21 protein-coding genes are annotated in these 26443 nt (G+C 70.9%); 16 read left to right on the top strand and 5 right to left on the bottom strand.

Annotated elements, in window-relative coordinates; genetic code table 11:
* Window positions 1-42 precede the first annotated feature (42 nt).
* The 3 genes from RV983_RS14035 (at window position 43) to RV983_RS14025 (ending at window position 3298) form a co-directional block, all read left to right on the top strand.
* Window positions 43-1020, top strand: coding sequence for an LPXTG cell wall anchor domain-containing protein (locus RV983_RS14035; RefSeq protein ID WP_475986126.1), 978 nt, complete (start codon window positions 43-45; stop codon window positions 1018-1020).
* A gap of 145 nt (window positions 1021-1165) precedes the next feature.
* Complete coding sequence (locus RV983_RS14030) at window positions 1166-2452, top strand: M14 family zinc carboxypeptidase (protein ID WP_475986125.1); 1287 nt, start codon at window positions 1166-1168, stop codon at window positions 2450-2452.
* 90 nt (window positions 2453-2542) lie between these two features.
* A complete protein-coding gene (locus RV983_RS14025; protein WP_475986124.1) occupies window positions 2543-3298 on the top strand; it encodes a GntR family transcriptional regulator in 756 nt (251 codons plus the stop codon).
* A 48-nt stretch (window positions 3299-3346) separates the two neighbouring features.
* Here RV983_RS14025 and RV983_RS14020 read toward each other — a convergent pair whose 3' ends face one another.
* The gene (locus RV983_RS14020) at window positions 3347-4186 is read right to left on the bottom strand and encodes a helix-turn-helix transcriptional regulator (RefSeq protein WP_475986123.1); all 840 of its coding nucleotides are present in this window, start codon (window positions 4184-4186) and stop codon (window positions 3347-3349) included.
* A gap of 137 nt (window positions 4187-4323) precedes the next feature.
* Here RV983_RS14020 and RV983_RS14015 point away from each other — a divergent pair, with 137 nt between their 5' ends.
* From RV983_RS14015 to RV983_RS13990, 6 genes are all read left to right on the top strand, one after another.
* Entirely contained in the window at window positions 4324-5031 is a 708-nt protein-coding gene (locus RV983_RS14015) for an SDR family oxidoreductase (RefSeq protein WP_475986122.1), read from the top strand.
* 189 nt (window positions 5032-5220) lie between these two features.
* Window positions 5221-5658 (top strand): RpiB/LacA/LacB family sugar-phosphate isomerase, encoded by a 438-nt coding sequence (locus tag RV983_RS14010; protein ID WP_475986121.1) that lies wholly within the window; start codon window positions 5221-5223, stop codon window positions 5656-5658.
* A complete protein-coding gene (locus RV983_RS14005) occupies window positions 5655-5825 on the top strand; it encodes an SPOR domain-containing protein (protein WP_389252209.1) in 171 nt (56 codons plus the stop codon). The genes RV983_RS14010 and RV983_RS14005 overlap by 4 nt, the downstream gene beginning before the upstream one ends.
* Window positions 5826-5835: 10 nt before the next feature.
* The gene (locus RV983_RS14000; protein ID WP_475986120.1) at window positions 5836-6240 is read left to right on the top strand and encodes a (deoxy)nucleoside triphosphate pyrophosphohydrolase; all 405 of its coding nucleotides are present in this window, start codon (window positions 5836-5838) and stop codon (window positions 6238-6240) included.
* Between the two features lie 169 nt (window positions 6241-6409).
* Window positions 6410-8983, top strand: coding sequence for a SpoIIE family protein phosphatase (locus RV983_RS13995; protein ID WP_475986119.1), 2574 nt, complete (start codon window positions 6410-6412; stop codon window positions 8981-8983).
* Between the two features lie 146 nt (window positions 8984-9129).
* The gene (locus RV983_RS13990) at window positions 9130-11751 is read left to right on the top strand and encodes a SpoIIE family protein phosphatase (protein ID WP_475986118.1); all 2622 of its coding nucleotides are present in this window, start codon (window positions 9130-9132) and stop codon (window positions 11749-11751) included.
* A gap of 60 nt (window positions 11752-11811) precedes the next feature.
* On the opposite strand, the gene RV983_RS13985 is transcribed toward RV983_RS13990, so the two are convergent.
* The 4 genes from RV983_RS13985 to RV983_RS13970 are packed head-to-tail and all read right to left on the bottom strand — an operon-like array spanning window position 11812 to window position 15647.
* A complete protein-coding gene (locus tag RV983_RS13985) occupies window positions 11812-12582 on the bottom strand; it encodes a succinate dehydrogenase/fumarate reductase iron-sulfur subunit (protein WP_475986117.1) in 771 nt (256 codons plus the stop codon).
* The gene (locus RV983_RS13980; RefSeq protein WP_475986116.1) at window positions 12579-14492 is read right to left on the bottom strand and encodes a fumarate reductase/succinate dehydrogenase flavoprotein subunit; all 1914 of its coding nucleotides are present in this window, start codon (window positions 14490-14492) and stop codon (window positions 12579-12581) included. The genes RV983_RS13985 and RV983_RS13980 overlap by 4 nt, the downstream gene beginning before the upstream one ends.
* Window positions 14492-15343 carry a hypothetical protein gene (locus tag RV983_RS13975; RefSeq protein WP_475986115.1) on the bottom strand — a complete coding sequence of 284 codons (852 nt, stop codon included), beginning with the start codon at window positions 15341-15343 and terminating at the stop codon, window positions 14492-14494. Before RV983_RS13975 ends, RV983_RS13980 begins: the two co-directional genes overlap by 1 nt.
* Window positions 15344-15353: 10 nt before the next feature.
* Window positions 15354-15647, bottom strand: a complete 294-nt coding sequence (locus tag RV983_RS13970; protein ID WP_475986114.1) for a hypothetical protein — start codon at window positions 15645-15647, stop codon at window positions 15354-15356.
* Window positions 15648-15923: 276 nt separating this feature from the next.
* On the opposite strand from RV983_RS13970, the gene RV983_RS13965 reads away from it, so the two are divergent.
* The 7 genes from RV983_RS13965 (at window position 15924) to RV983_RS13935 (ending at window position 26306) form a co-directional block, all read left to right on the top strand.
* Complete coding sequence (locus RV983_RS13965) at window positions 15924-17660, top strand: ABC transporter family substrate-binding protein (RefSeq protein WP_475986113.1); 1737 nt, start codon at window positions 15924-15926, stop codon at window positions 17658-17660.
* Window positions 17661-17943: 283 nt separating this feature from the next.
* Window positions 17944-19839, top strand: a complete 1896-nt coding sequence (typA, locus tag RV983_RS13960; protein ID WP_475986112.1) for a translational GTPase TypA — start codon at window positions 17944-17946, stop codon at window positions 19837-19839.
* A 628-nt stretch (window positions 19840-20467) separates the two neighbouring features.
* Entirely contained in the window at window positions 20468-22096 is a 1629-nt protein-coding gene (locus tag RV983_RS13955) for a peptide ABC transporter substrate-binding protein (RefSeq protein WP_475986111.1), read from the top strand.
* 156 nt (window positions 22097-22252) lie between these two features.
* Window positions 22253-23185 (top strand): ABC transporter permease, encoded by a 933-nt coding sequence (locus RV983_RS13950; RefSeq protein WP_475986110.1) that lies wholly within the window; start codon window positions 22253-22255, stop codon window positions 23183-23185.
* On the top strand, window positions 23178-24134 hold the full coding sequence (locus RV983_RS13945) for an ABC transporter permease (RefSeq protein WP_475986109.1): 957 nt from the start codon (window positions 23178-23180) through the stop codon (window positions 24132-24134). Before RV983_RS13950 ends, RV983_RS13945 begins: the two co-directional genes overlap by 8 nt.
* A gap of 11 nt (window positions 24135-24145) precedes the next feature.
* Window positions 24146-25201, top strand: a complete 1056-nt coding sequence (locus tag RV983_RS13940) for an ABC transporter ATP-binding protein (protein WP_475986108.1) — start codon at window positions 24146-24148, stop codon at window positions 25199-25201.
* The gene (locus RV983_RS13935) at window positions 25194-26306 is read left to right on the top strand and encodes an ABC transporter ATP-binding protein (protein ID WP_475986107.1); all 1113 of its coding nucleotides are present in this window, start codon (window positions 25194-25196) and stop codon (window positions 26304-26306) included. The genes RV983_RS13940 and RV983_RS13935 overlap by 8 nt, the downstream gene beginning before the upstream one ends.
* Window positions 26307-26443 lie beyond the last annotated feature (137 nt).

The raw sequence follows: 26443 nt of genomic DNA, 5'->3' as shown, positions 1-26443 counted from the left end.
TCGCGCTTCCGCCGGGCCACGCAACGCAAGATTGGGTTCCGCATGTCCATATCGCGACGCGTCACCATCGGACGGCTGCTCGGTGTGAGTGCCGCCGCCGTCGCCCTCTCCGCGGCTGGTGCCACCTCCGCCTGGGCGGGCGACTGCCCCGGCGGCAAGGGCTGGGACAAGGGCGGCCACCACACCTACAAGCCCGGCCACGGAGGCGGCACCAAGACCAGCACCGACCGCTGCGAGTTCTCGCTCGACGGCACCAACTGGTACGCGTCGGTGAAGGTCGACGACGTCACCCTCAAGCCCGCCGATGACGGAAAGGTGCACGTCAAGGTGCGCGTCGCGGACGGCTCCTCGTCCTGCACCGTGTCCCTGGCCTCGTACCGCACGCACGGCGCCACCTTCGAGACGTCCGGCAAGCAGGTGTTCCACGACTGGGACACCGTGACGATCACCAACGGCACCGACACGCTCGACGTCGCCGTCCCGGACGTCACCTGCTTCGCCCAGGTGGACCTGTACTACGGCAACAAGAAGTTCGACGGCGTCATGGACGCGGGCGACGGCTACGAGCACGGCCCGCTGCCCGAGGGCCCGGACCACGCTGTCATCGGCGACAAGAAGATCGCCTGGTGGAACGGCGGCACCAAGGACTGCACCACGCAGACCGTCCCGTCCACGCCGCCGACCACCGCCCCTCCGACCACCCCGGCCGGCGGCGGCGAGACCACCACGCCGCCCGCCACGGTCACGCCGTCCGCCTCCGCCCCGGTCTCCGAGTCCGCGACGCCGTCGGCGCCCGAGTCGGCGTCCACGACGCCGTCGGTGTCCGACTCCACCTCCGCCTCGGCCTCCAGCCCGGCCGCGGTCGACGCCGCCCAGTCCCCGAACGGTGAGTCCGGCGACCTCGCCGAGACCGGTTCCGGCAACGTCGGCATGGTCTCCGCGGCCGCCGCGCTGCTGCTGCTCGCCGGCGGTGCCGTCGTCTTCGCCTCGCGCCGCCGCCAGGCCGCCCGTCGCCACTGACGCTCCGGCAGGGAAGGGGGTACGGCTGCGCCAGTCGCCGTACCCCCTTCGTCCGGGCGTGGCGACCACGCCTACGCGTACTAGCCCCGGGTTCACGGGCATTGGAACAATCCAGTGCGACCGTTCGACCACAGCGGGGGGCTGTATGAGACATCCGGGGGAGACCACCGCCGGCGACCGGTACCCGACCGTGGACGAGGTGAACGCGGCGGCCAGGGCCCTGACCCTTCGCAGGCCCGATCTGTGCCGGGTACGGACGGTGGGGACCTCCCGGGCGGGCGAGCCGCTGCTCCTGCTGTCGGTGGGCCACGGACGGCGCAACGTCCTGGTCGTGGCCGGTCCGCACGCCAACGAGATGATCGGCGGCGCCACCGCGCTCCGGCTGGCCCGGTGGGTGGCCGCCGATCCCGCGCTGCGCGAGGGCGCCGACGCGTCCTGGCACTTCCTGCTGTGCGCCGACCCGGACGGCGCGCGGCTCAACGAGGCCGTCCCGGACGGCCGGTTCACGATGCTCGGCCACTACCGACACTTCTTCCGGCCGCGCGCCGCCGAGCAGCCCGAGTGGCTGCCCGACGACGGCTCGCTGGCCGGCGCGCTGCCGGAGACCCGGGCGCTGATCGCGGTCATCGACGAACTGCGTCCGGTGCTGCAGTGCTCGCTGCACGGCATCGACGTCGGCGGCAGCTTCATCCAGGTGACCCGGGCCATCCCCCGGCTGGCCGAACGGATCGCCAAGTCGGCCGCCGAGTTCGACATCCCGCTGGAGGCCGGTTCCTCCGACGCCTTCCACTGGCCGAGCCCGGGTCCCGGCGTCTACGTCATGCCGCCGCCGGGCGGCCCGCACGAGGACGCCAGCAACTCCACCTGGACCTACGCCCACCGCTACGGCGGCGTCACCGCGATCGCCGAGGTGCCGATGTGGGCCTGCGACCGGGCCGGCGACACCTCCCCGCACCCTGCCGCCGACGAGGCGCTGCGCGCGGCGGGTGTCGCGCTGCGCCGGGCGAGCGACCACGTCGGCGGGCTCATCGGCGAACTGCGGCCCTACCTGCGCGGCGACGGCGGGCCGCTGCTGCGGGCCGCGCGCGAGATCGTCGCCGTCGGCCCGCAGCTCGCCGCCGACTGGGACCCCGCACTGCGCACCGCCTCCGCGCCGCCGCTGCCGGCGATGACCAGGGCCCGGGTCAGCAGCGTCGAGATCTACGCCCAGCGGCTGCCGCTGCGTGCCGCGGCCATGCTGCTGCGACTCGCCCGGGCGGTCGAGCCGTCCCAGGCCCCGGCCGCCGTGGTGTGCGAGTGCCTGGAGCGGCTGGTCGCCGAGTGGTGCCGGGCGTACGAGACCGCGCACCGGGCGCGCTGGGTCCCCGTCAGGCACCAGGCGGAGCAGCACGCCAGGGTGGTCCTCGCGGCGTTCGAGCTGTTGCCGGGATGACGCGACAGAAGTAATCCGATGGGCAAGACTTGCGACTGGCAACGGTGTGTTGCCAAGCTGTTGCATACAGTCAACCCGAGGGAGGGGCACGTGCCTTTCGGTGAGCAGCCCGCGTACCTTCGCGTCGCCGGGGATCTCCGTCAGAAGATCCTCGACGGCACGCTCCCTCCGCACACCCGCCTGCCGTCGCAGGCCCGTATCCGCGCCGAGTACGGGGTGTCGGACACCGTCGCGCTGGAGGCCCGCAAGGTCCTGATGGCCGAGGGTTTCGTGGAGGGCCGTTCCGGCTCCGGCACGTACGTCCGCGAGCGCCCCGACCCGCGGCTGATCGTCCGCACCGGCTACCGGCCGGCCGGCGGCCAGGCGTCGCCGTTCCGGCAGGAGCAGGCGGACGAGGGCTTCAAGGGCAGCTGGGAGGCGAACAGCTTCCAGGACGCGGCCGGTCCTCGGGTCGCGGAGCGGCTGGGCATCCAGCCCGGCGACCGGGTGATGCGCACCCGCTACCTCTACCGCACCGAGGGCGAGCCGATGATGCTCGCCACCTCGTGGGAACCGCTCTCCATCACCGGACGCACCCCCGTGCTCCTGCCGGAGGAGGGCCCGCTGGCCGGGCAGGGCGTGGTCGAGCGCATGGCCGCGCTGGACATCGTCGTCGACAACGTCGCCGAGGAGGTCGGCGCCCGCCCCGGACTCGCGGAGGAGACCGCGGTGCTGGGCGGTGTGCCGGGGCATGTCGTCATCGAGATCCGCCGCACGTTCTACGCCTCCGGCCTGCCCGTCGAGACCGCCGACATCATCGTCCCGGCCGAGCGCTACCGGGCGTCCTACCGCATGCCGGTCAAGTGACGCCCGGCCCGCGGCGGCCCTGAGTACCGGGCCCCGCGGCCGGGGCGGTCAGCCCACCAGGGACTGGGTGCCGAGCACGGTGAGCAGGGCGAGGCGTTCGGCGTCCTCGGTGCCGGGCTCGGCGGTGTAGATCATGATGCGCAGGTCGCTGCCCGCCACGGTCAGCACGTCGCAGTCCAGCCGCAACGCTCCCACCCCCGGATGGTCGATGGTCTTGTGCGCGGCTTCGTGGCGGCCGATCACGCCGGAGTCCCACTGGGCGGCGAAACGGTGGCTGTGCGTCCGCAGGTCCGTGATCAGCCGCCGCAGCCGCTGGTCGGACGGGTAGCGGGCGGCGGCCGCCCGCAGGTCGGAGACCACCGCCGACTCGAACGCGTCCAGGTCCTCCGGGGGGTGCCGGGCGCGGCCGCTCAGGCCGAGGAAGTGCCGCCAGACGCCGTTGCGCTCGTTGCCGCGCCAGCCGGACGGATCGCCCATCAGCGCCGCGTACGGCGGGTTGTACTGGAGCAGCGTCCAGGAGGCGTCGTAGACCGCGACGGGGGTGCCGGTCATGCGGTCCAGCAGCCGGTGGACGCTCGGGGTGATGTACGCGGGCACCGCGTCGGGCCCGGGCGGCGCCAGCCCGGCCAGCTCGAACAGGTGGGCGCGCTCGGTCGGCGACAGCCGCAGGGCCCGGGCCATGGCCTCCACGACCTGCCCCGAGGGGTTCGAGGCACGGCCCTGCTCCAGCCGGGTGACGTAGTCGACGGAGATCCCGGCCAGCTGGGCCAGCTCCTCGCGGCGCAGCCCCGCGGCACGCCGGTGGCCGCCCAGGGGCAGGCCCGCCGCCTCCGGGGACACCTTGTCGCGCCACCGGCGCACCGCCCTGCCGAACTCCGCTGTCGCCATGCTCCCCAGTGTGCGCTCCGGGCGCGGGATCGCCCTGGTACCGCGAGTCCCAGGAACACGGGACGACTGTCTGCACGGCGGCGACCGCCGCACGCTGGAGGCATCCGTCACCGACCGTTTCACTCAGGAGCGAGACCATGCCGACCACGCTCATCACCGGCGCCAACAAGGGCCTGGGGTACGAGACTGCCCGCCGTCTGATCGCCGAGGGCCACACCGTCTGGATCGGCGCCCGGGACGCCGGGCGCGGCCGGGAGGCCGCCGAGCGGCTGGGCGCGCGCTTCGTCGTCGTCGACGTCACCGACGACGCCTCGGTGGCGGCCGCCGCGCGGACGATCGAGGCCGACGGCGGGCTGGACGTCCTGATCAACAACGCCGGCATCGAGGTGCGCCGGCCGGACAACAGCGTGCTGCCCATCGCCGAGACCACCGCCGACCAGATGCGGCAGACCTTCGAGACCAACGTCTTCGGCGTCGTGCGGGTCACCCACGCCTTCCTGCCGCTGCTGCGCAGGTCGCCCGCCCCGGTCGTCGTCAACGTCAGCAGCGGGCTGGCCTCGTTGGAGCATGTCTCCGACCCGGAGCAGCCGGCGTACATGTTCCCGGGGCTGGACTACCCGGCGTCCAAGCTGGCGGTCAACATGATCACCGTGCAGTACGCGAAGGCGCTCCCCGGCTTCCGGATCAACTCCGTGGAGCCCGGTTTCACCAGGACCGACCTGAACGGCAACACCGGATTCCAGACGGTGGAGGAGGGCGCGGAGATCATCGTGCGCATGGCGACGGTCGCCTCCGACGGCCCGACCGGCGGTTACTTCGACCGCGACGGCGTGCTGCCCTGGTGACGCCCCGTCAGACCGCACGTCCCGACGGCGCTTGGGGAAGCACGGCAGCGCCGCCGGGGCGCGCGGGCGAGTCCGGAAGGCGCGAACGAGAGCCCCTTGTGGGTCAACTCCCCATCGAACATGGCCCGATCGAGTCGAATACCGTCCGAACGCGTCCGACGCGTCACGTTGAGGCGTAGGCTCCGGCATATGCGCATCGCCGTTTCCTCGGACATGGACGAGCCAGTGGCGCGGCTGCTCGTCGACGAACTGCGCGGCCGCGGCCACACCGTCCTCCCGCACGGCGCACTCCGCGCCGGTGACCGCGAGGACTGGGCCTGGAGCGCCGAGAGCGCCGCCCGGGACGTCGCAGAGGGCCGCGCCGACCACGCCGTGGTCTGCTGCTGGACCGGTACGGGAGCCTCCATCGCCGCCAACAAGGTGCCCGGCGTACGCGCCGCCCTGTGCGTCGACGCGTACTCCGCCGACGGCGCCCGCACATGGAACGACGCCAACGCCCTCGCGCTCAGCCTGCGGCTGACCAGCGGACCGCTGCTCCGGGAGATCCTCGACGCCTGGCTCGCGGGCGGCCCCAGCGCCGAGGACGACGACCGTGCCAACGTCGCGCACCTGGAGGAGATCCGATGAGCGGCGAGCTGGTGTGGGTCGTCATACGCCAGGACGACAACGGCAACCGCTACCGAGTCGGCCGCTACGCCACCCGGCAGGAGGCCGAGCGCGTCGCGGACACCCTCGACGCCCGCGGGCACAAACAGCTCTACGTGATCGAGCGCATCGACCGCCGCGCGTCGTAAGGTTCCGCGCATGACGACGCGTGACGTGACCGTGGTGGTCGGTGCCGCCCTGCTCGACGACGGCAGGCTGCTCGCCGCCCGGCGCACCGCCCCGCCGGAGCTGGCAGGCCGCTGGGAGCTGCCCGGCGGCAAGACCGAACGCGGCGAGACGACGCGGGACGCACTGGTGCGGGAGCTGCGCGAGGAGCTCGGCATCGAGGCGGAACCCCTGGAGCGCGTCCCGGGCGAGTGGCCGCTGAAACCGGGGTACGTCCTGCATGTCTGGACGGCGCGCATCCTCGCGGGGGAGCCCCGGCCGCTGCAGGACCACGACGAGCTGCGCTGGCTCGCCCCCGACCGCGTCGACGAGGTCGACTGGCTGGACCAGGACCGGCCGGCCGTGGCCTGGGCGGCGGCGCGGGCGTCCGGGCACTGATGCGCCGCTCGCCCGCCGCCGGGCCGATGGCCGCAGCCCTGTCCGAGCCCGAGCCCGCGACCGCCTCGCGATACGCGGACCGGAATACCGGGTATGGGCTGATTGATCCGCCCATGACGCACCGGCGGGCACCCGCTGGACATCACGCAACCGTCTGGGGCCCCCATCCATGACAGGGAGCGACGACTTCACGGACGGCACGGAGGGCACGTACCCGCCTGTGCCGCCCGGGGGCGGACCCTCGGATGCGTACGGACCCGCGGGGTCGCAGCCGCCGCCCCCCGCCCCCACCACGGCGGGTGGCCTCCTGGACAGCCTGCGGCTGGCCGTGATCATGCTCGACACCTCCGGCCGGGTCCTGCTGTGGAGCCCGCTCGCGGAGGAGATGCTCGGCTGGGCGGGCGAGCACATCGTGGGCCGCCGGGTCGGCACCCTCCTGGCGACCGGCGGACCCGCCCGGGGCGCCCGCCGGCTCGCCGTCGTACCGGCCCCCGGCCCGGCGGAAGGAATCCTGGAGGAGCTGCTGCGCTCCGGGAGCTGGGACGGCGTCCTGTGGCTGCGGCACCGCGACGGCCACGGCGTCCAGGTGGAGGCCAGGGCCTCGATGCTCGTCGACGGCGACGGCCGCCAGTTCGTACTGGCCTCGGTCGCCGAGACCAGCCGGATCCGCACCCTGGAGCACGACCTCGCGGCCCTGGACCCGCTCTTCGACTCCTCCCCGCTCGGCGTCGCCATCTTCGACACCGACCTGCGCTACATCCGCATCAACGACGCCCTGACCCGGATGAACGGCGTACCCCGCGAGCAGACGCTGGGCCGCCGGGTCGAGGAGGTCGTCCACAAGGACGCCGCGGAGGAACTGGCCACGCTGCAGAGGCACGTGCTGGCCACCGGGCGGGCGGTCATCGACGTCGTCATCCCCGGACCGGACTCGGGATGGCGGTCGGTCTCCTACCACCGGCTGGAGGACGGGGCGGGCCGGGTGCTGGGCATCAGCTGCACCGTCATGGACGTCACCGAACGGCAGCACTCCGCGGCGAAGATCGAGCGCGCCCGGCGCCGGCTGGCCCTGCTCAACGACGTCGGCTCGCGGCTGGCGGACCTCCTGGACGTGCGGCGGATCGCGGAGCAGCTGGCGCAGACCGTGGTGCCCCGCTTCAGCGATTACAGCGGGGTCATCCTGCACGCCAACGTGCCCGACGGGGGCGAGCTGCCCGGCGCGCCGTACGGGGAGACCACGCAGATGCGCCAGCTCGGCATCGGGGCGATCAAGGAGGGGCCGCTCGTCGAGCGGATGCTCGGCCTCGGCAAGGCGATCCAGGTCGACCGCGCGTCGATCTTCGGCGCCGTGCTGCACACCGGCAGGCCCGCGCTGGTGCAGAGCCCGCGGGAACTGCGCGAGACGATCACCACCTACCCCGGCGACCCCAAGGTGGAGGCCGCCGTCGACCTCGGCATCCACTCGCTGGTCGTGGCCCCGCTGCGGGCCCGCGGCATCGTGCTGGGCCTGCTGGTGGTCAGCCGGGCCGGCGGGCGCGAGCCCTTCGACGCCGAGGACCTCGCGCTGGCGATGGAGCTCGCCGACCGCTCCGCCGCCGCCCTGGACAACGCCCGCCTCTACATCCGCGAGCGCGAGGGCGCGCTGATGCTCCAGCGCAGCCTGCTGCCGCAGAGCGTCCCCGAGCCGCCCGGCGTGGAACTCGCCTTCCGCTACGTGCCGGGCAGTTCGGGCGCCGCCGCCGGCGGCGACTGGTTCGACGTCATCCCGCTGGCCGGCGGCAGGGTGGCGCTGGTCGTCGGGGACGTCATCGGACACGGGCTGCGGGCCGCGGCGACCATGGGGCGGCTGCGCACCGCGGTGCGCACCCTGGCGGCGATGGAGATGGCCCCGGAAGAACTGCTGCGACGCGTCGACGACCTCGGGGACGACCTGGCCGGGGACACCGCCGAGGGCTGGACGGCGACATGCGTCTACGCCGTCTACGACCCCTCCACGCGGCGGCTGACGGTCGCCCGCGCCGGGCACCCGCCGCCCGTCCTGGTCCTCCCGGGAACGGACCGGGCGGACGAGGTGCGGCTGATGGACATCCCGGCCGGGGTGCCGCTCGGTGTCGGCGGGGTGGAGTTCGAGTCGGTGGAACTCGACGTCCCCGACCAGACCGTGCTGGTGCTCTACACCGACGGCCTGATCGAGGCACGCGACGAGGACATCGACGTCGGCCTGGAACGGCTCCGCGCGGTGCTCGCCGGCCGGCCCCCGCACTCCCTGGAGACCACCTGCGACGACCTGCTGGCCACCCTCGCGCACGGCCGCGAACCCGACGACGTGGCTTTGCTGGTGGCCCGCCTCGGCGGTCTGCCCGAGGGCAGCACGGCCGCCTGGACCTTCGCCGCCGAGCCGAGCGCGGTACGCCAGGCCCGGCGGCTCGTACGGGACGCCCTGGCGCGGTGGGAGCTGCGGGAGCTGACCGACGTGACCGTGCTGCTGGTCAGCGAACTGGTCACCAACTCCCTGCGCTACGCCCACGGGCCGATCGGCGTCCGCATCGTGCGCGGCACCTCGTTGCTGGTCGAGGTCTCCGACCCGCTGCCCGATCCGCCCCGTGAACGCTCCGCCGGCGCGGAGGACGAGGGCGGCCGGGGACTGCAGCTGGTGTCCCGCGCCTCCCGGCGCTGGGGGACGCGGCACGGGCCGCTGGGGAAGACCGTCTGGTTCGAACTCGCCCTGCCCGTACCGGGATGACCGTGCCGCACACGGTTCGGCGCGCTGGAGCAGGGTAGTTGAAGTGGGGCGTCAGTGGGATGGGTACGCCTTGAGATGATGCTGTGATCGACAAGACCATGTGCGGAACGGGGGTAATGCTGAATACTCGGCACCAGCCGGTCCGTATGTGTGAGCTGGAGGGGTCGGGCGTGAGCGATGAGCCATCGGGGGCCGTTGGGCCCCGGAACCCTGAGGCCCTGCCGCAGAGCGCCTGGCAGTCGAGCCCTCCCGGGTCGATCTACGACTACGTCCGGGTCGCGTCGTTCTCCCTCGGCCCCGACGGTCGGATCGAGCAGTGGAGCGAGCGCGCCGAGGAGTTCTTCGGGGTGCCCGCGGCCGAGGCACTCGGCAAGGACCCGATCCGCGCCTTCGTGCCCGAGGACCGCCGGGAGCGCGCGCACGAGCGCGTCGCGGAGATCCTCGACGGCCGCGAGTGGACCGGCGTCGTCCCCTACCGCGACAAGGCCGGCCAGGAGGGCCTGGCCGAGGTCTACGTCATGCCCTCGCGCGGCGAGACGAACGCCCGCGGGGCGCTGTGCATCGCCCTCGACATGCGGGTGCTGCGCCAGATCGAGACCGATCTCGCCTCCTCCCAGGCGGTGTTCGGCCAGTCGCCGATGGGCTTCATCCTCTTCGACACCAATCTGCGGCTGCTGCGCGTCAACGAGCGCTTCGCCACCGTCTTCGGCCGCACCCCTGGCGGCCACCACGGCCGCAGCCCGCACGACTTCCTCTCCCGCGTCGAGGCCGACCGGCTGACCGCCGCGCTCAGGCAGGTGCTGGACAGCGGCGACCCGGTGCTGGACATGACGATCGTCGGCACGGTCCCGGCGGCCGGCGGGACCAGCAGCCGCCGGCGCTGGGCGATCTCGCTGTACCGGCTGCACAGCGGCAGCGGGCGGCCCATCGGCGTCGCCGGCCTCGCCCAGGACGTGACCGGGCGCCAGCGCGCCGAGCGGGAGGCCGCCCACACCCGCCGCAACCTCGCACTCCTCAACGAGGCCGGCCGGCGCATCGGCAGCTCCCTGGACCTGGAGACCACCGCGCGCGAACTGCTCGACGTCGCCGTACCGCACTTCTGCGACCTGGCCTCGGTCGACCTCTACCAGGCGCTCCTGGTGGGCGAGGAGGGCCCGGTGGGCACCGCCGACGGCAGCGGCGAGGTCCGCCGGGTGGCCTTCGCCAGCGCCGTCTCCGACGCCCCGGTGACCCGGCTGGGCGGCGGCGGCCACGGCAGCAGCCCGGTCTCGGTCGGCGCCGTTCACCGGTATCCGTTCAACTCGCCCTGGGCGAGCGCCCTGCGCACCGCCCAGACCCAGGTCATAGCCGGCGACGGCGGCGACACCGAGGTCGAACTCGGCGAGCTGGGCGGCGGGCTCGTCCAGTCCACCCTGGCGGTGCCGGTGGTCGCCCGCGACACCGTGCTCGGCTTGGTGCAGTTCGCCCGCGCCAAGGGCAGCGAGCCGTTCTCCGAGCGCGACCGCATGATCGCCGAGGAACTGGCCGCCCGTGCCGCGATCTTCATCGACAACGCGCGGCTCTACCGCCGCGAGCACGAACGCGCCCTCATCCTCCAGCGCAGCCTGCTGCCCCCCGGCAACCCCGAGGCCGCGGGACTGGACATCGCCTGCCGCTACCTCCCGGGCAACATGGAGACCGAGGTCGGCGGTGACTGGTTCGACGTCATCGAGCTGCCCGGCCACCGCACCGCGCTGGTCGTCGGCGACGTCATGGGCCGCGGCCTGCGCGCCGCCGTCGCCATGGGCGAACTCCGCACCGCCGTACGGACCCTGGCGCTGCTCGACATCGAGCCCGCCGACGTCCTGACCGCCCTGGACGAGGTCGCCCGCGGCCTCGGCGGCAGCGGCGAGGGCCGCACCAGCCGGCACGGCAAGGAGGCGGACTCCTCCGACCTGTCCGAGGTCTACCTCGCCACCTGCGTCTACGCCGTCTACGACGCCATCACCCGCCGGGTCACCATCGCCAACGCCGGCCATCTGCCGCCGGTGATGGTCGAGCCCGGCGAGCCCGCGATGATGCTGGAGGTGCCCACCGGCATGCCGCTCGGCGTCGGCGGCGAGCCCTTCGAGGAGGTCGAGGTCGACCTCCCGGACGGCGCCCTGCTGGCCCTCTACACCGACGGCCTGGTCGAGTCCCGCAGCCACCCCCTGGACGAGGGCCTGCGCGCGTTCCGCATGGCGCTCGACGACCCGCAGCGCCCGCTGGAGGACGTCTGCGACCACATACTGGCCCGGCTCGACACCGCCCACGGCGAGGACGACATCGCCCTGCTGATGGCCCGCGTGCACGGCCTGCCCGCGGACTCGGTCGGCGACTGGACGCTGGAGCCGACCCCCCGCTCGGTCGCCCGGGCCCGTGAACTCGCCCGCGACTGCCTGCTGTCCTGGGAGCTGGGGGCCCTGGTGGACACCACCGAGCTGCTCGTCAGCGAACTGGTCACCAATGCGCTGCGGCACGGCCACGGCGACATCCGGCTGCGCCTGCTGCGCGACCGCACCCTGGTCTGCGAGGTCTGGGACGACGCCCTCGTGCAGCCCCGCCGCCGGCGCGCCCGCGTCACCGACGAGGGCGGCCGGGGCCTGCAACTGGTCTCCCTGCTCAGCACGCGCTGGGGTTCGCGTCGTACGCACCGCGGCAAGACCGTCTGGTTCGAACTGGCGCTGCCCGCCGACGGCGGTGGCACCTCGGGGGAGGACACGATCGAGGCGCTGCTCAGCCTGTTCTGAGCAGCGCCCCGAGTGACCGCGGGTGGCCGGGGCCGGCCCCGGGGGGCCGGCCCGGACCGGTCAGGAGCTGCGGCGGCGGATCTTGTCGCCCAGCCAGACCAGCGGATCGTACTTGCGGTCCACCGCGCGCTCCTTGAGCGGGATGAGCGCGTTGTCGGTGATCTTGATGTGCTCGGGACACACCTCGGTACAGCACTTGGTGATGTTGCAGTAGCCGAGCCCGTGCTCCTCCTGGGCCGTTCGCTTGCGGTCCAGGCCCGACTCCTCGGCCGCGTCCAGCGGGTGCATGTCCAGCTCGGCGACCCGCATCAGGAAACGCGGGCCCGAGAAGGCCTTCTTGTTCTCCTCGTGGTCACGGACGACGTGGCAGGTGTTCTGGCACAGGAAGCACTCGATGCACTTGCGGAACTCCTGCGAGCGCTCCACGTCCTCCTGGAACATCCGGTACTCGCCCGGCGCGACGCCCTTGGGCGGGACGAAGGAGGGGATCTCACGCGCCTTCTCGTAGTTGAAGGACACGTCCGTCACCAGGTCCCGCACGACCGGGAAGGCGCGCATCGGGGTCACCGTGACGGTCTCCTCGCGGCTGAAGACCGACATGCGGGTCATGCACATCAGCCGCGGCCGCCCGTTGACCTCCGCGCTGCACGAACCGCACTTGCCCGCCTTGCAGTTCCACCGCACCGCCAGGTCGCCGGCCTGGGTGGCCTGGAGGCGGTGGATGATGTCGAGGACGACCTCGCCGTCGTGCACCTCGACCTCGTAGTCCTTGAGCTCACCGCCGTCGGCGTCGCCGCGCCAGACCCTGAAGTGCCCCGAGTACGTGCTCACCGGTCCAGCTCCTCGTCCGTCAGGTACTTCAGCAGCTCGTCCTTCTCGAACAGCGCGAGCAGGTCGTCGCGGATCGGGACCGACTCGCGCCGGTCGACCGAGACGTCGCCGAAGGCGTTGGCCGGATCGGCGAGCCGGCAGACCAGATTGAGCTTGCGCCAGCGCCGGTCCATCTCCGGGTAGTCGTCCCGGGTGTGCCCGCCGCGCGACTCCGTGCGCTGCAGGGCCGCCCGCGCCACGCACTCGCTGACCAGCAGCATGTTGCGCAGGTCGATCGCCAGGTGCCAGCCGGGGTTGAACTGCCGGTGCCCCTCGACACCGGCCCGCCGCGCCCGCACCCGCAGGCCCGCCAGCCGGGTCAGCGCCTCCTCCATCTCGTTCTGCTTGCGGATGATGCCGACCAGGTCGTTCATCGTCTGCTGCAGTTCCTGGTGGAGGCCGTACGGGTTCTCCGCGACCTCGTCCGCGACCGTCTCGGCCTCCGCGCTGAACGGGCGCAGCGCCTCCGCGGCGGCGGCGTCGACCTGCCACTCGGCCACCGCCGGACGGACCGCGCCGATCCCGGACGCGTACTCGCTCGCGTGCAGGCCCGCCCGCCGGCCGAAGACCAGCAGGTCCGACAGCGAGTTGCCGCCGAGCCGGTTGGAGCCGTGCATGCCGCCCGCGACCTCACCGGCCGCGAACAGCCCCGGCACCCCGGTGGCCGCCGCCGTGTCGGGCTCGACGTCCACGCCGCCCATCACGTAGTGGCAGGTCGGGCCGACCTCCATCGCCTCGGCGGTGATGTCGACGTCCGCCAGCTCCTTGAACTGGTGGTGCATGGAGGGCAGTTTGCGTCGGATGACCTCGGCGGGCAGCCGGGTGGAGACGTCCAGGAACACCCCGCCGTGCGGGGTGCCGCGGCCGGCCTTGACCTCGGAGTTGATCGCGCGGGCCACCTCGTCGCGGGGCAGCAGCTCGGGCGGGCGGCGGTTGTTGTCCGGGTCCTCGTACCAGCGGTCGCCCTCCTCCTCGCTCTGCGCGTACTTCTCCTTGAAGACGTCCGGGACGTAGTCGAACATGAAGCGCTTGCCGTCGGAGTTGCGCAGCACCCCGCCGTCACCGCGCACCGACTCGGTGACGAGGATCCCCTTCACCGACGGCGGCCAGACCATGCCGGTGGGGTGGAACTGCACGAACTCCATGTTGATCAGCGGAGCCCCGGCCAGCAGCGCCAGCGCGTGCCCGTCGCCGGTGTACTCCCAGGAGTTCGACGTCACCTTGAAGGACTTGCCGATACCGCCGGTGGCCAGCACCACGGCCGGCGACTCGACCACGAAGAAGCGCCCGGACTCCCGCACATAGCCGAAGATCCCCGACACCCGGTCGCCGTCCTTGAGTACCCGGGTGACCGTGCACTCCTGGAAGATCTTCAGCCGGGCCTCGTGGTCGCCGTACTCGGCCTCGTCCTCCTGCTGCAGCGAGACGATCTTCTGCTGGAGGGTGCGGATCAGCTCCAGGCCGGTCCGGTCGCCGACGTGCGCCAGCCGCGGGTACTCATGGCCGCCGAAGTTGCGCTGGGAGATCTTCCCGTCCTTGGTGCGGTCGAAGAGCGCGCCCCAGGTCTCCAGCTCCCACACCCGGTCCGGCGCCTCGCGGGCGTGCAGCTCCGCCATCCGCCACTGGTTGAGGAACTTGCCCCCGCGCATGGTGTCGCGGAAGTGCACCTGCCAGTTGTCGTGCGGATTGACGTTGGCCATGCTCGCCGCGATGCCGCCCTCGGCCATCACCGTGTGCGCCTTGCCGAAGAGCGACTTGCAGATCACGGCGGTGCGCATGCCCTGCTCGCGCGCCTCGATGGCGGCCCGCAGCCCCGCCCCGCCCGCGCCGACCACGACGACGTCGTAGGCGTGCCGTTCGACTTGCGTCATCAGAAGAACCTCGGATCGTCGAACGCCCCACTGGCGACCAGATAGACATAGAAGTCGGACACCGCCACGCTGATCAGCGAGGCCCAGGCCAGCCCCATGTGGTGGCGGTTGAGCCGTCCCACCCAGGTCCACGCGCGGTACCGCACCGGATGCCGGGAGAAGTGCTTCAGCCGTCCGCCGACGATGTGCCGGCAGGAGTGGCAGGAGAAGGTGTACGCCCAGATCAGGGCGATGTTCACCAGCAGCACCAGGGTGCCCAGCCCCATGTGCCCCCACGCGCCGCGCCCGTCCCGGAAGGCCAGGACGACGTCGTAGCTGAGGATCGCGGCCACCGGGATCGCGAAGTAGAAGAAGTACCGGTGGATGTTCTGCAGGATCAGCGGGAAGCGGGTCTCGCCGGTGTAGCCGGTGTGCGGCTCGGCCACCGCGCAGGCCGGCGGCGAGGCCCAGAAGCCCCGGTAGTAGGCCTTGCGGTAGTAGTAGCAGGTCAGCCGGAAACCCAGCGGGAAGATCAGCACCAGCAGTGCCGGGGACAGCCCCCACCAGTCGCCGAAGATCGGCCAGCGGGCGCCCAGCGGCATGTCCACGCAGTTCGACCCCAGGCAGGGGGAGTAGAACGGCGAGACGTACGGCTCCGCGTAGTAGTGCGCGCCCGCGAAGGCGCGCCATGTCGAGTAGACGACGAAGGCGGTCAGGCCCAGTGCGGTGAGCAGCGGTTGCAACCACCACCGGTCGGTGCGCAGGTGGCGGGCGGGAATGGCGGCGCGCCCGGCGGAAAGGACACCGTGGCGCGCGGGTGGTGCGGGTGGAGGCGGTTCGGTTCCGGGTTCGGTTCCGGTATCTGTGGCCAAAGGTGGCTCCCTAGGGCGCTCGGCGGTCCGGCGCCCCCAGCCCTTCGTCCTCCGCGCCGGACCAGAATGAGGGGTCGTACGGCGTGTCGGGGATGGTCACCATCTCCGGGCGCGGCTTCTGCCCCGCGTGCGCGGTGCTGACGCTGTCGCGCAGCAACGCGAGGTCGTCGCTCAGGTGCTTGGTGTCGGCGCGTACCCGCCGCATGTCAAGACTGTCGCCGACCTGCTGCTCGAGTCGGGAGACGGCTCTGCCGAGCTCGTCCAGCCGACGCTGTACCGATGTCAGATCGTCATGCAGGGACATGGCTGTCCTCACCTCCGCGACGGTGCGGTGCACAGGCGCTAGCGCCTGCCGAGTGTTGCGCGTCACAGTCGCGCTTGGGAAGAGATCTGCCGTGATTCTCCCACTCATGGGGGGCGTGCGCCTGGCGCCGCGCGCCCCGTTGGGCCGGGCGGGTGGGAGGCGGGAGGCGTGCGCCGTGTCGAACACGAGGGGGCGCGATGATCGCTTTCAGTGAGGTGCGATAAGCGGCAAATATCGCCAGATGGTCATGGCCCCGGTTCGCGGAGGTACGCAACGATGGCCCGCAGCGCCCCCTTCTCCCCTCCCGCGCTCGCCACCGCGCTGACCCTCGCGGTGGCGACGCTCGCCGGTTGCTCCGCGGGCCGCGAGGACCCGCTCGCCGGCACCGACCTCGCCTCGGCGCCGCGCGGCGCGGTGCGCGACGGAGGCACTCTGCACTGGGCCGTCGACGCCGCGCCGGCCACGCTCAACGCCTTCCAGGTCCCGGCCGGCGACGCCACCGACATGGTGGCCGCGGCGGTGCTCCCCGCGACCTTCCGGCGGGACGGCAGCGGACGGCCGCAGCGGGACGCCGACCTGCTGGAGTCCGCGGAGGTCGTGGAGCGCGAGCCGCGGCAGGTCGTGTCGTACAAGCTCAACCCCAAGGCGGTCTGGAGCGACGGCCGGGCCGTGTCCACCGCCGACTTCGCCGCCCAGTGGAAGGCGCTGCGCGGCAAGGACGAGGCCTTCTGGGCCGCCCGCAACGCCGGCTACGACCGCATCGCCTCGGTGGCACAGGGCAAGGAGCCGGGCGAGGTCCGGGTCACCTTCGCCCGTCGCTTCGCCGACTGGCAGTCGCTCTTCACCCCGCTCTACCCCAAGTCCGTCACCGGCACCGCCGCGGCCTTCAACGACTCGGCCCGCCGCTCGCTGCCGGTGGCCGGCGGTCCGTTCGCGGTGCAGAAGGTCACCGGCAAGGACGTCACCCTGGTCCGCAACCCCCGCTGGTGGGGCGACCGGGCGAGACTGGACCGGCTGGTGCTGACCGCCGTGCCGGTGCACCTGCGGGCCGCGGGCCTGGCCGACGGCAGCCTGGACATGGCGGAGGTCGACCGCACCCCGAAGATCCGACAGGTCTCCGTGTACCGGACCCGCTCGGCCTCTTATACACAGCTCGCGCTCAACGGCGCCGACGGCCCGCTGGCCGACGAGCGGGTCCGGCGCGCCGTGGCCCGCGCGGTCGACCGTCAGGAGATCGCGCGCTCGGTGCTCAAGCCGGTCGGCCTGCCCGACGAGCCGCTCGGCAACCACCTGCTGCTCGCGTCCCAGGCCGGGTACGCCGACCACAGCTCCGCCCTCGGCGAGTCCGACCCCAAGGCCGCCCAGGCGCTGCTCGCCGACGCGGGCTGGCGCCGCACCGCCCTGGCCCCCGCCCGTCCGGCCGGGCGCAACCAGGCGGCGCCCGCGCACAAGGTCCGGGTCTCGGTCGTCGAGCCCTCCACCACCGTGCTGCGCAAGGACGGCAAGGCGCTCACGCTGCGCTTCGTGCTGCCGGAGTCCAACAAGTCCCTGGACGCGGTCGGCGGCCGCATCGCCGCCATGCTCTCCGGGATCGGTGTCCGCACCGAGATCCAGCGGGTCTCCGACGAGAGCTTCCTGCGCGACCACCTCGCCGCCGGCGACTTCGACCTGGCCCTGTACTCCTGGCCCGGCACGGCCTTCCCGGCCACCGACACCCGGCCCATCTACGCCAAGCCGGAGGCCGGCCCGGACGGCAGCCTGGTCGTCGCACAGAACTTCCCGCGGGTCGGCACCGACCAGATCGACCAGCTCCTCGACCAGGCCGCCGGTGAACTCGACCCGGCCACCGCCCGGGACCTCGCCGCCCGCGCCGACGCCCGCATCTGGGCCGTCGCCGGCTCCCTCCCCCTCTTCCAGCGTCCCGAGCTGGTCGCCCTGCGATCCTCCGTCCTCAACGCGGGCGCCTTCGGCTTCGCGAGCCCGCGCTTCCAGGACATCGGCTTCAAGAAATGACCCTCCCGCCCGGATGACCGCCGGAGACCGGCCGTCCAGACGGTGCCCCGCGTCACAGCGCTCGTACTGTGACGCGGGGCACTGTCACGTCGCGGGCGCCGAGGCCGCACGGCCGCCGCGGGGCGGGTGCGGGGCGGGTGCGGGGGAGGGCGATCATGCCCGGGCGGTCGTTACCCCCCGGGCCCCGTACCATGGGGTGAGGCCGTGGCTCGACTCGCCCGGCGGCAGGTGTGCCGAGGAGGGTATGCCGCCACACACACCAACCCGGGAGAAGCGCCCCAGTATGCCCACGCGCAACGACATTCGTAATGTCGCCATCGTCGCCCACGTCGACCATGGCAAGACGACGCTGGTTGACGCCATGCTCAAGCAGGCCGGAGCCTTCGCCGCGCACCAGCATCTGGACGACCGGATGATGGACTCCAACGACCTGGAGCGCGAGAAGGGCATCACCATTCTCGCGAAGAACACCGCCGTGAAGTACCACCCCAAGGGTGGTGGCGACCCCATCACGATCAACATCATCGACACCCCGGGCCACGCCGACTTCGGTGGCGAGGTCGAGCGCGGCCTGTCGATGGTCGACGCGGTCGTGCTGCTGGTGGACGCCTCCGAGGGCCCGCTGCCGCAGACCCGCTTCGTGCTGCGCAAGGCGCTGTCCGCGAAGCTGCCGGTGATCCTCTGCATCAACAAGACCGACCGCCCGGACTCCCGGATCGACGAGGTCGTCAACGAGACGTACGACCTGTTCCTGGACCTGGACGCGGACGAGGACCAGATCGAGTTCCCGATCGTCTACGCCTGCGCGCGGGACGGCGTGGCCTCGCTGACCAAGCCGGAGAACGGCACCGTCCCGGCCGACAGCGACAGCCTGGAGCCGTTCTTCTCCACGCTGCTCGCGCACGTGCCGGCCCCGACGTACGACGAGAGCGCGCCGCTGCAGGCGCACGTCACCAACCTCGACGCCGACAACTTCCTGGGCCGTATCGCGCTGCTCCGTGTCGAGCAGGGCGAGCTCACGAAGGGCCAGACGGTCGCGTGGATCAAGCGTGACGGTTCGGTCGCCAACGTCCGCATCACCGAGCTGCTGATGACCGAGGCGCTCACCCGCAAGCCCGCCGAGAAGGCCGGCCCCGGTGACATCTGCGCCGTAGCGGGCATCCCGGAGATCACCATCGGCGAGACCCTGGCCGACCCGGAGAACCCGATCGCGCTTCCGCTGATCACAGTGGACGAGCCCGCGATCTCCATGACCATCGGCACCAACACCTCCCCGCTGGTCGGTCGCGGCCCCGGCGGCAAGGGCGCCGTCAAGTCCGCGGTCAAGGACCGCAAGGTCACCGCTCGCCAGGTCAAGGACCGTCTCGACCGCGAGCTGATCGGCAACGTCTCCCTCCGGGTGCTGGACACCGAGCGTCCGGACGCCTGGGAGGTCCAGGGCCGCGGTGAGCTCGCTCTCGCCATCCTGGTCGAGCAGATGCGCCGTGAGGGCTTCGAGCTGACCGTCGGCAAGCCGCAGGTGGTCACGCGCGAGGTCGAGGGCAAGGTCCACGAGCCCGTCGAGCGCATCACCATCGACGTGCCGGAGGAGCACATGGGCGCCGTGACGCAGCTCATGGGCACCCGCAAGGGCCGGATGGACAACATGTCCAACCACGGCTCGGGCTGGGTCCGCATGGAGTTCGTCGTGCCCTCCCGCGGTCTGATCGGCTTCCGTACCGAGTTCCTGACGGGCACCCGCGGTACCGGCATCGCCCACTCGATCCACGAGGGCCATGAGCCGTGGTTCGGTCAGCTGGTGACCCGTAACAACGGCTCGCTGGTCGCCGACCGGTCCGGCGCCGTCACCGCCTTCGCGATGACGAACCTCCAGGAGCGCGGTGTGCTGTTCACCGACCCCGGCACCGAGGTGTACGAGGGCATGATCGTCGGCGAGAACTCCCGCGCCGACGACATGGACGTGAACATCACCAAGGAGAAGAAGCTCACCAACATGCGCTCCTCCTCGGCGGATTCGTTCGAGGCGATCGTCCCGCCGCGCAAGCTCTCCCTGGAGCAGTCCCTGGAGTTCTGCCGCGACGACGAGTGCGTCGAGGTGACCCCGGAGACCGTGCGCATCCGCAAGCTCGTCCTGGACCAGAAGGAGCGCGGTCGCACCGCCTCCCGCGCCAAGCGCTGACGCATGACCCTGGCACCGGTCCTGCTCCCGTCCCCACGGGCAGCCGGGGCCGGTGCCTTTGCGTGACCGGCTGTGCGGCCGGCGTCATGAACGACGCGGCGCATCCGTGAGCCGGGCCACGTTCGGTGCCCCGCATGCGGCTGTTGTGACTGATGTCACCGCCACAACGGCCCGTCGCGCCGGACGTCGTGGACCGGGCCGCTGTGTCGCGGTTACGCCAGTGGCGCGGCCACGACAGTACGTTCCCTGGCGGTCCGTCAGCACCGTAGATTCGCGTGGAATCCACGCGCTTTGAGGCAAGTGTTTTTCCGTCGCCGACGTCCGAATACCGGACAGAGTTCACCGGTACTTGTGTTACAAGTCCGTTTCGTCGGTGTCTGTCTACAATCCAAATGTCCGAATTGCGAAACTGTTTTGGACCGGTTGTGACCAAAACGAGATCGTAAGTGTGTGGTTCGCAGGCTCAACGTGACCGATAGTTGGACCCGTTGAGCTCGGGTCAATGGGTCCAAGCGCTTATGGGGAGCGCCGACTCACGAGCACAGGTAGCCGGTAGTCCACTGTCAGGGGTGTCAGTGGGGCCCGGCGCCTTTCACGTACGGACAGTGACTCCTGAGGAGGCAAACCCATGCGCGGTGCCAAGAGCGCCACTTGGGTCGCAGGCGCGATCATCGTTGCTATGGCTGCTACCGCTTGCGGTGGTAGCGGCGGCGACAAGGGCAGTGACGACTCTGCCGGCGGTTTCAACCCGAACGGCAAGTTCTCCGTCGAGGTCGGTGAGCCGCAGAACGGCCTGGTGCCGTCCAACACGCAGGAGAGCAACGGCGGCATCGTCGTCGACTCGCTGTTCTCGCAGCTGGTCGACTACGACCCGCAGGGCAAGATCGTGATGTCGAACGCCAAGTCGGTCGACACCAAGGACAACAAGACCTTCACGGTCACCCTGAAGGACGGCTGGACCTTCCACGACGGCACCCCGGTGACCGCGGAGTCCTACGTCAAGGCGTGGAACTGGGGCGCCAACGCCAAGAACAACCAGCTCAACTCGTCGTGGTACTCCGACATCAAGGGCTACGAGGACGTTCACCCGGAGAAGGGTGACCCGAAGTCCCAGGAGATGTCCGGTCTGAAGGTCGTCGACGACAAGACCTTCACGATCGAGCTCAACACGCCGATCCCGTACTTCGTGTACAAGCTCGGTTACACCGCGTTCTCGCCGCTGCCCGAGTCCTTCTTCAAGGACCCGAAGGCCGCGGGCGAGAAGCCGGTCGGCAACGGCCCGTACCAGTTCGTCAGCTGGGACCACAAGAAGAGCATCGTGGTCAAGCGCTTCGACGCCTACAAGGGTGACAACAAGGCGAAGAACGGTGGTGTGACCTTCAAGAACTACACCACCCTCGAGGCCGCCTACGAGGACCTGAAGTCGGACAACGTCGACGTCCTGCGCCAGATCGCCCCCAAGGACCTCCCGGTCTACCGCGACGACCTCGGTGACCGCGCCGTGGACCAGCCGTACTCGGCGATCCAGTCCATCGTCCCGGCCTTCTACACGAAGGACTGGAAGAAGATCAACCCCAAGGTCCTCCAGGGCCTGTCGATGGCGATCGACCGCGACACCATCACCAAGACCGTGCTCCAGGGCACCCGTGAGCCCGCCACCGGCTTCGTCGCCAAGGGCGTGCTGGGCTACCAGGACAACGTCGGCGGCGACGTGTTCAAGTACGACCCGGCGAAGGCCAAGGAGCTCATCCAGGCCGGCGGCGGCGTCCCGGGCAACAAGATGTCCATCCAGTACAACGCGGATGGCGGTCACAAGGAGTGGGTCGAGGCTGTCTGCAACAGCATCACCAACGCCACGGGCGTGAAGTGCGTCGGCGACTCCAAGGCCGACTTCGACTCCGACCTCGAGGCCCGTACGGCCCACGAGGTCAAGTCCTGGTACCGCAGCGGCTGGGTGCTCGACTACCCGGTGAACGCGAACTTCATCCGTGACCTGTACGGCACCACGTCGGGTGGCAACCAGTCGGGCTTCTCCAACAAGGAGCTCGACAAGATGATCAACGCGGCGGACACCGCGCCCACCCTCGAGGACTCCGTCAAGCAGTACCAGGCGGTCGAGAAGAAGATGGTCGACCTCATGCCGGCCATCCCGCTCTGGTACTACAAGGTCAACGCCGGTTACTCGGAGAACGTGACGGGCGTCAAGTACGCGCAGAACGGTGACCCGATCCTCACCGGCGTGCAGGTCAAGAAGTAACCACTCGCGTAGTGCGCACACCGATGCGGGGCTGACGAAGCCGTCGCACGCGCCGGGTGCAGGCAGTGGCTGGGGGGCCCTTCTCCCGTCTTCCATCAACCGGAGGACGGGGGAAGGGCCCGTCTCTGCTGCCGCAGCGACTGACTTGGAGGCACGATGGGGCGTTATGTCGCACGGCGACTGCTCCAGATGATCCCGGTGTTCATCGGGACGACTCTGCTGATCTTTTTGATGGTCTACGCCCTGCCCGGCGACCCCGTGAGGGCGCTGTTCGGCGACAAGGGCGCGGACCCGACGACCGTGGCGAGGCTCCGCCACGACCTCGGGCTCGACCAGCCGATCCTGAAGCAGTACTGGGACTACATGACCGGCATTCTCCTGCACTTCGACTTCGGCAACCAGATTGCCAGCGGTCGGCCGGTGCGTGACGTGCTCGGTGAAGCCTTCCCAGTGACGATCCGACTCGCGGGGCTCGCCTTCGTGATCGAACTGGTCGTGGGCATCGCGCTGGGCGTCTGGGCCGGTATGCGGGCGGGCAAGCTCGTCGACTCCGCAGTCCTGATCTTCACCCTGCTGCTGATCTCGGTTCCGGTCTTCGTCCTCGGCTACATCTTCAAGCTGGTCCTGGCCTTCCAGCTCGGCTGGGTGACACCGAACGTCCAGGACGACTCGAACTTCGGGCAGTTGCTGATGCCGGCCATCGTGCTGGCGAGCCTCTCGCTCGCCTATGTGGCCCGGCTCACGCGCACGTCCATAGCCGAGAACCTGCGCGCCGACTACATGCGGACCGCCATCGCCAAGGGCCTGCCCCGGCGTCGCGTGGTCGGTGTGCACCTGATGCGCAACTCGATGATCCCCGTGGTCACCTTCCTCGGCACCGACATCGGCGCCCTGATGGGCGGTGCGGTCGTCACCGAGGGCCTGTTCAACATCCACGGCATCGGCGGCACCATCTACCAGTCCATCGTGCGCCGTGAGGGGACCACGCTGGTCGGTCTGGTCACCGTCCTCGTGCTGGTCTTCCTCGTCACCAGCCTGCTCGTCGACCTGCTCTACGCGGTCCTGGACCCGAGGATCCGTTATGCCTGACGTGACCAAGACCGCCGTGGAGAACGCGGACCCGATGGCCACGACCGCAGCGGATGTCGTCGTCGCCGTGGAGCCCAAGTCCGAGAAGCCCCGCAGCCTGTGGGGCGACGCCTGGCGCGACCTGCGGCGCAACCCGTACTTCGTGGTCTCCGCCGTGCTGATCCTGCTGCTGCTGGCCATCGCGGCCTTCCCCGGCCTGTTCACCAGCGCCTCGCCCACCTACGGCGACCTGCGGAACCACTTCCTGGGCAAGCCCGAGTACGGCCATGTCTTCTCCCCCGAGTGGCTGGGCTACGACGGCCAGGGGCGCAGCGTCTACGCCCGCATGATCTACGGCACTCGCGCCTCCATCGAGGTGGGCATCTGCGTGACGGCCCTGGTCACCCTGCTGGGTGGTGTGGTCGGCATGATCGCCGGTTACTTCGGCGGCATCGTCGACTCGCTCCTGTCCCGGATCACCGACGTCTTCTTCGCCATCCCCTTCCTGCTCGGCACCATGGTGGTTCTGAACTCCTTCACCGACCGCACCGTCTGGGTCGTGGTCGGGGCGCTGAGCTTCCTCGGCTGGACGCAGATCACGCGCGTCATGCGCGGTTCGGTGATCACCATCAAGCAGGCGGACTACGTCCACGCGGCCAAGGCGCTGGGAGCGAGCACCACCCGCATCCTGCTGAGGCACATCCTGCCGAACGCCGTCGCCCCCGTGATCGTGGTCTCCACCATCGCGCTGGGCGGCTACATCTCGGCCGAGGCCACGCTGTCCTACCTGGGACTCGGACTGCCCTCGACGGTGGTCTCCTGGGGCCAGGACATCTCCGGCGGTGCCGCGCAGATCCGTACGGCGCAGCACATCATGCTGTACCCGTCGATCATGCTCAGCATCACGGTGCTGGCGTTCATCATGCTCGGCGATGCGGTCCGCAACGCCCTCGACCCCAAGCTGCGCTGAGGGAGGCGTACGTGACCATCATCGACAAGAACGCGGAGGTGCCCGCTCCCCGAACAGGGGACGCCGGTACCCCCCTGCTGGAAGTCCGTGATCTGCACGTGGAGTTCCACACCCGCGACGGCATCGCCAAGGCCGTCAACGGCGTGAACTACACCGTGGCGGCCGGTGAGACGCTCGCCGTGCTCGGCGAGTCGGGCTCCGGCAAGTCCGTGACCGCCCAGGCGATCATGGGCATCCTCGACATGCCGCCCGGCAGGATCCCGCAGGGCGAGATCCTCTTCCGCGGCCAGGACATGCTCAAGATGTCCGCCGAGGAGCGCCGGAAGATCCGCGGCCGCAAGATCGCCATGATCTTCCAGGACGCGCTGTCCTCGCTCAACCCGGTGCTCACGGTCGGCTACCAGCTGTCCGAGATGTTCCGGGTGCACCAGGGCATGTCCAAGAAGGACGCCAAGGCCAAGGCCGTCGAGCTGATGGACCGGGTCCGCATCCCGGCCGCCAAGGAGCGCGTCGACGACTACGCGCACCAGTTCTCCGGCGGTATGCGCCAGCGCATCATGATCGCTATGGCGCTGGCCCTGGAGCCGGACCTGATCATCGCCGACGAGCCGACCACCGCACTCGACGTGACGGTGCAGGCCCAGGTCATGGACCTGCTCGCGGAGCTGCAGCGCGAGTTCAACATGGGTCTGATCCTGATCACCCACGACCTGGGTGTCGTGGCCGACGTCGCCGACAAGATCGCCGTGATGTACGCGGGCCGCATCGTCGAGACGGCGCCGGTCCACGAGATCTACAAGCGCCCGGCCCACCCGTACACCAAGGGCCTGCTGGCCTCGATCCCGCGTCTGGACCAGAAGGGCCAGGAGCTCTACGCGATCAAGGGTCTGCCTCCGAACCTGCTGCGCATCCCCACCGGTTGCGCGTTCAACCCGCGTTGCGAGATGGCGCAGGACATCTGCCGCACCGAGGTCCCGAAGCTCCTCCCGGTGACCGAGCGCGACGGCGGCGAGCTGCCGGGCCGCGGCAGCGCGTGCCACTTCTGGAAGGAGACGATCCATGGCTGACGTCACCAACAACGGCGAGGCCGTCTCCGACGAGGTGACCGCGGTCGAGGCCGCGATCACGAAGCCGGTCCAGCGCGGCGAGCCGATCCTCCAGGTGCGCAACCTGGTCAAGCACTTCCCGCTGACCCAGGGCATCCTGTTCAAGAAGCAGGTCGGCGCCGTCAAGGCCGTCGACGGCGTCTCCTTCGACCTGTACCAGGGCGAGACCCTGGGCATCGTCGGCGAGTCCGGCTGTGGCAAGTCCACGGTCGCCAAGCTGCTGATGAACCTGGAGCGCGCCACCGCCGGCGAGGTCTTCTACAAGGGCCAGGACATCACCCGGCTGTCCGGTCGCGCGCTCAAGGCCGTGCGCCGGAACATCCAGATGGTCTTCCAGGACCCGTACACCTCGCTGAACCCGCGGATGACGGTCGGCGACATCATCGGCGAGACCTTCGACATCCACCCCGAGGTGGCTCCGAAGGGCGACCGGCGCCGCAAGGTGCAGGAGCTGCTGGACGTCGTCGGTCTCAACCCGGAGTACATCAACCGGTACCCGCACCAGTTCTCCGGCGGCCAGCGGCAGCGCATCGGCATCGCCCGCGGTCTGGCGCTCAACCCGGAGATCATCATCTGCGACGAGCCCGTCTCGGCGCTGGACGTCTCCGTGCAGGCCCAGGTCATCAACCTGATGGAGAAGCTCCAGGACGAGTTCAACCTGTCCTACATCTTCATCGCGCACGACCTGTCCATCGTCCGGCACATCTCCGACCGCGTCGGCGTGATGTACCTGGGCAGGATGGCCGAGATCGGTACCGACACCGAGATCTACGAGCACCCGACCCACCCGTACACCCAGGCCCTGCTGTCGGCGGTCCCGGTGCCGGACCCGGAGGCCCGCGAGAACCGCGAGCGCATCATCCTCAGTGGCGATGTGCCCTCCCCGGCCAACCCGCCGTCGGGCTGCCGCTTCCGCACCCGCTGCTGGAAGGCGCAGGACAAGTGCGCCACGGAGGAGCCGCTGCTGGCGATCCCGGAGCGCTTCAAGAGCTCCGAGACCCCGGCCGCGCACGACTCGGCGTGCCACTTCGCCGAGGAGAAGGACGTCGTCCACGCGACGGCCTGAGTCCGGCCCGCGGCGTCGCAAGGGCGCCCACGCGATCACCGCGTGGGCGCCCTTCCGCGTGCCCGCGGAGGCCCGGAGAACGCCGCCGGGCGGCGCCGCGGCACTTCCGGGTGTAGCGCGGACCGCGAGGGACTGAG

This window comes from Streptomyces sp. RLA123 (genome assembly GCF_056270165.1).
This window is presented reverse-complemented; position numbering and strand designations above follow the sequence as displayed.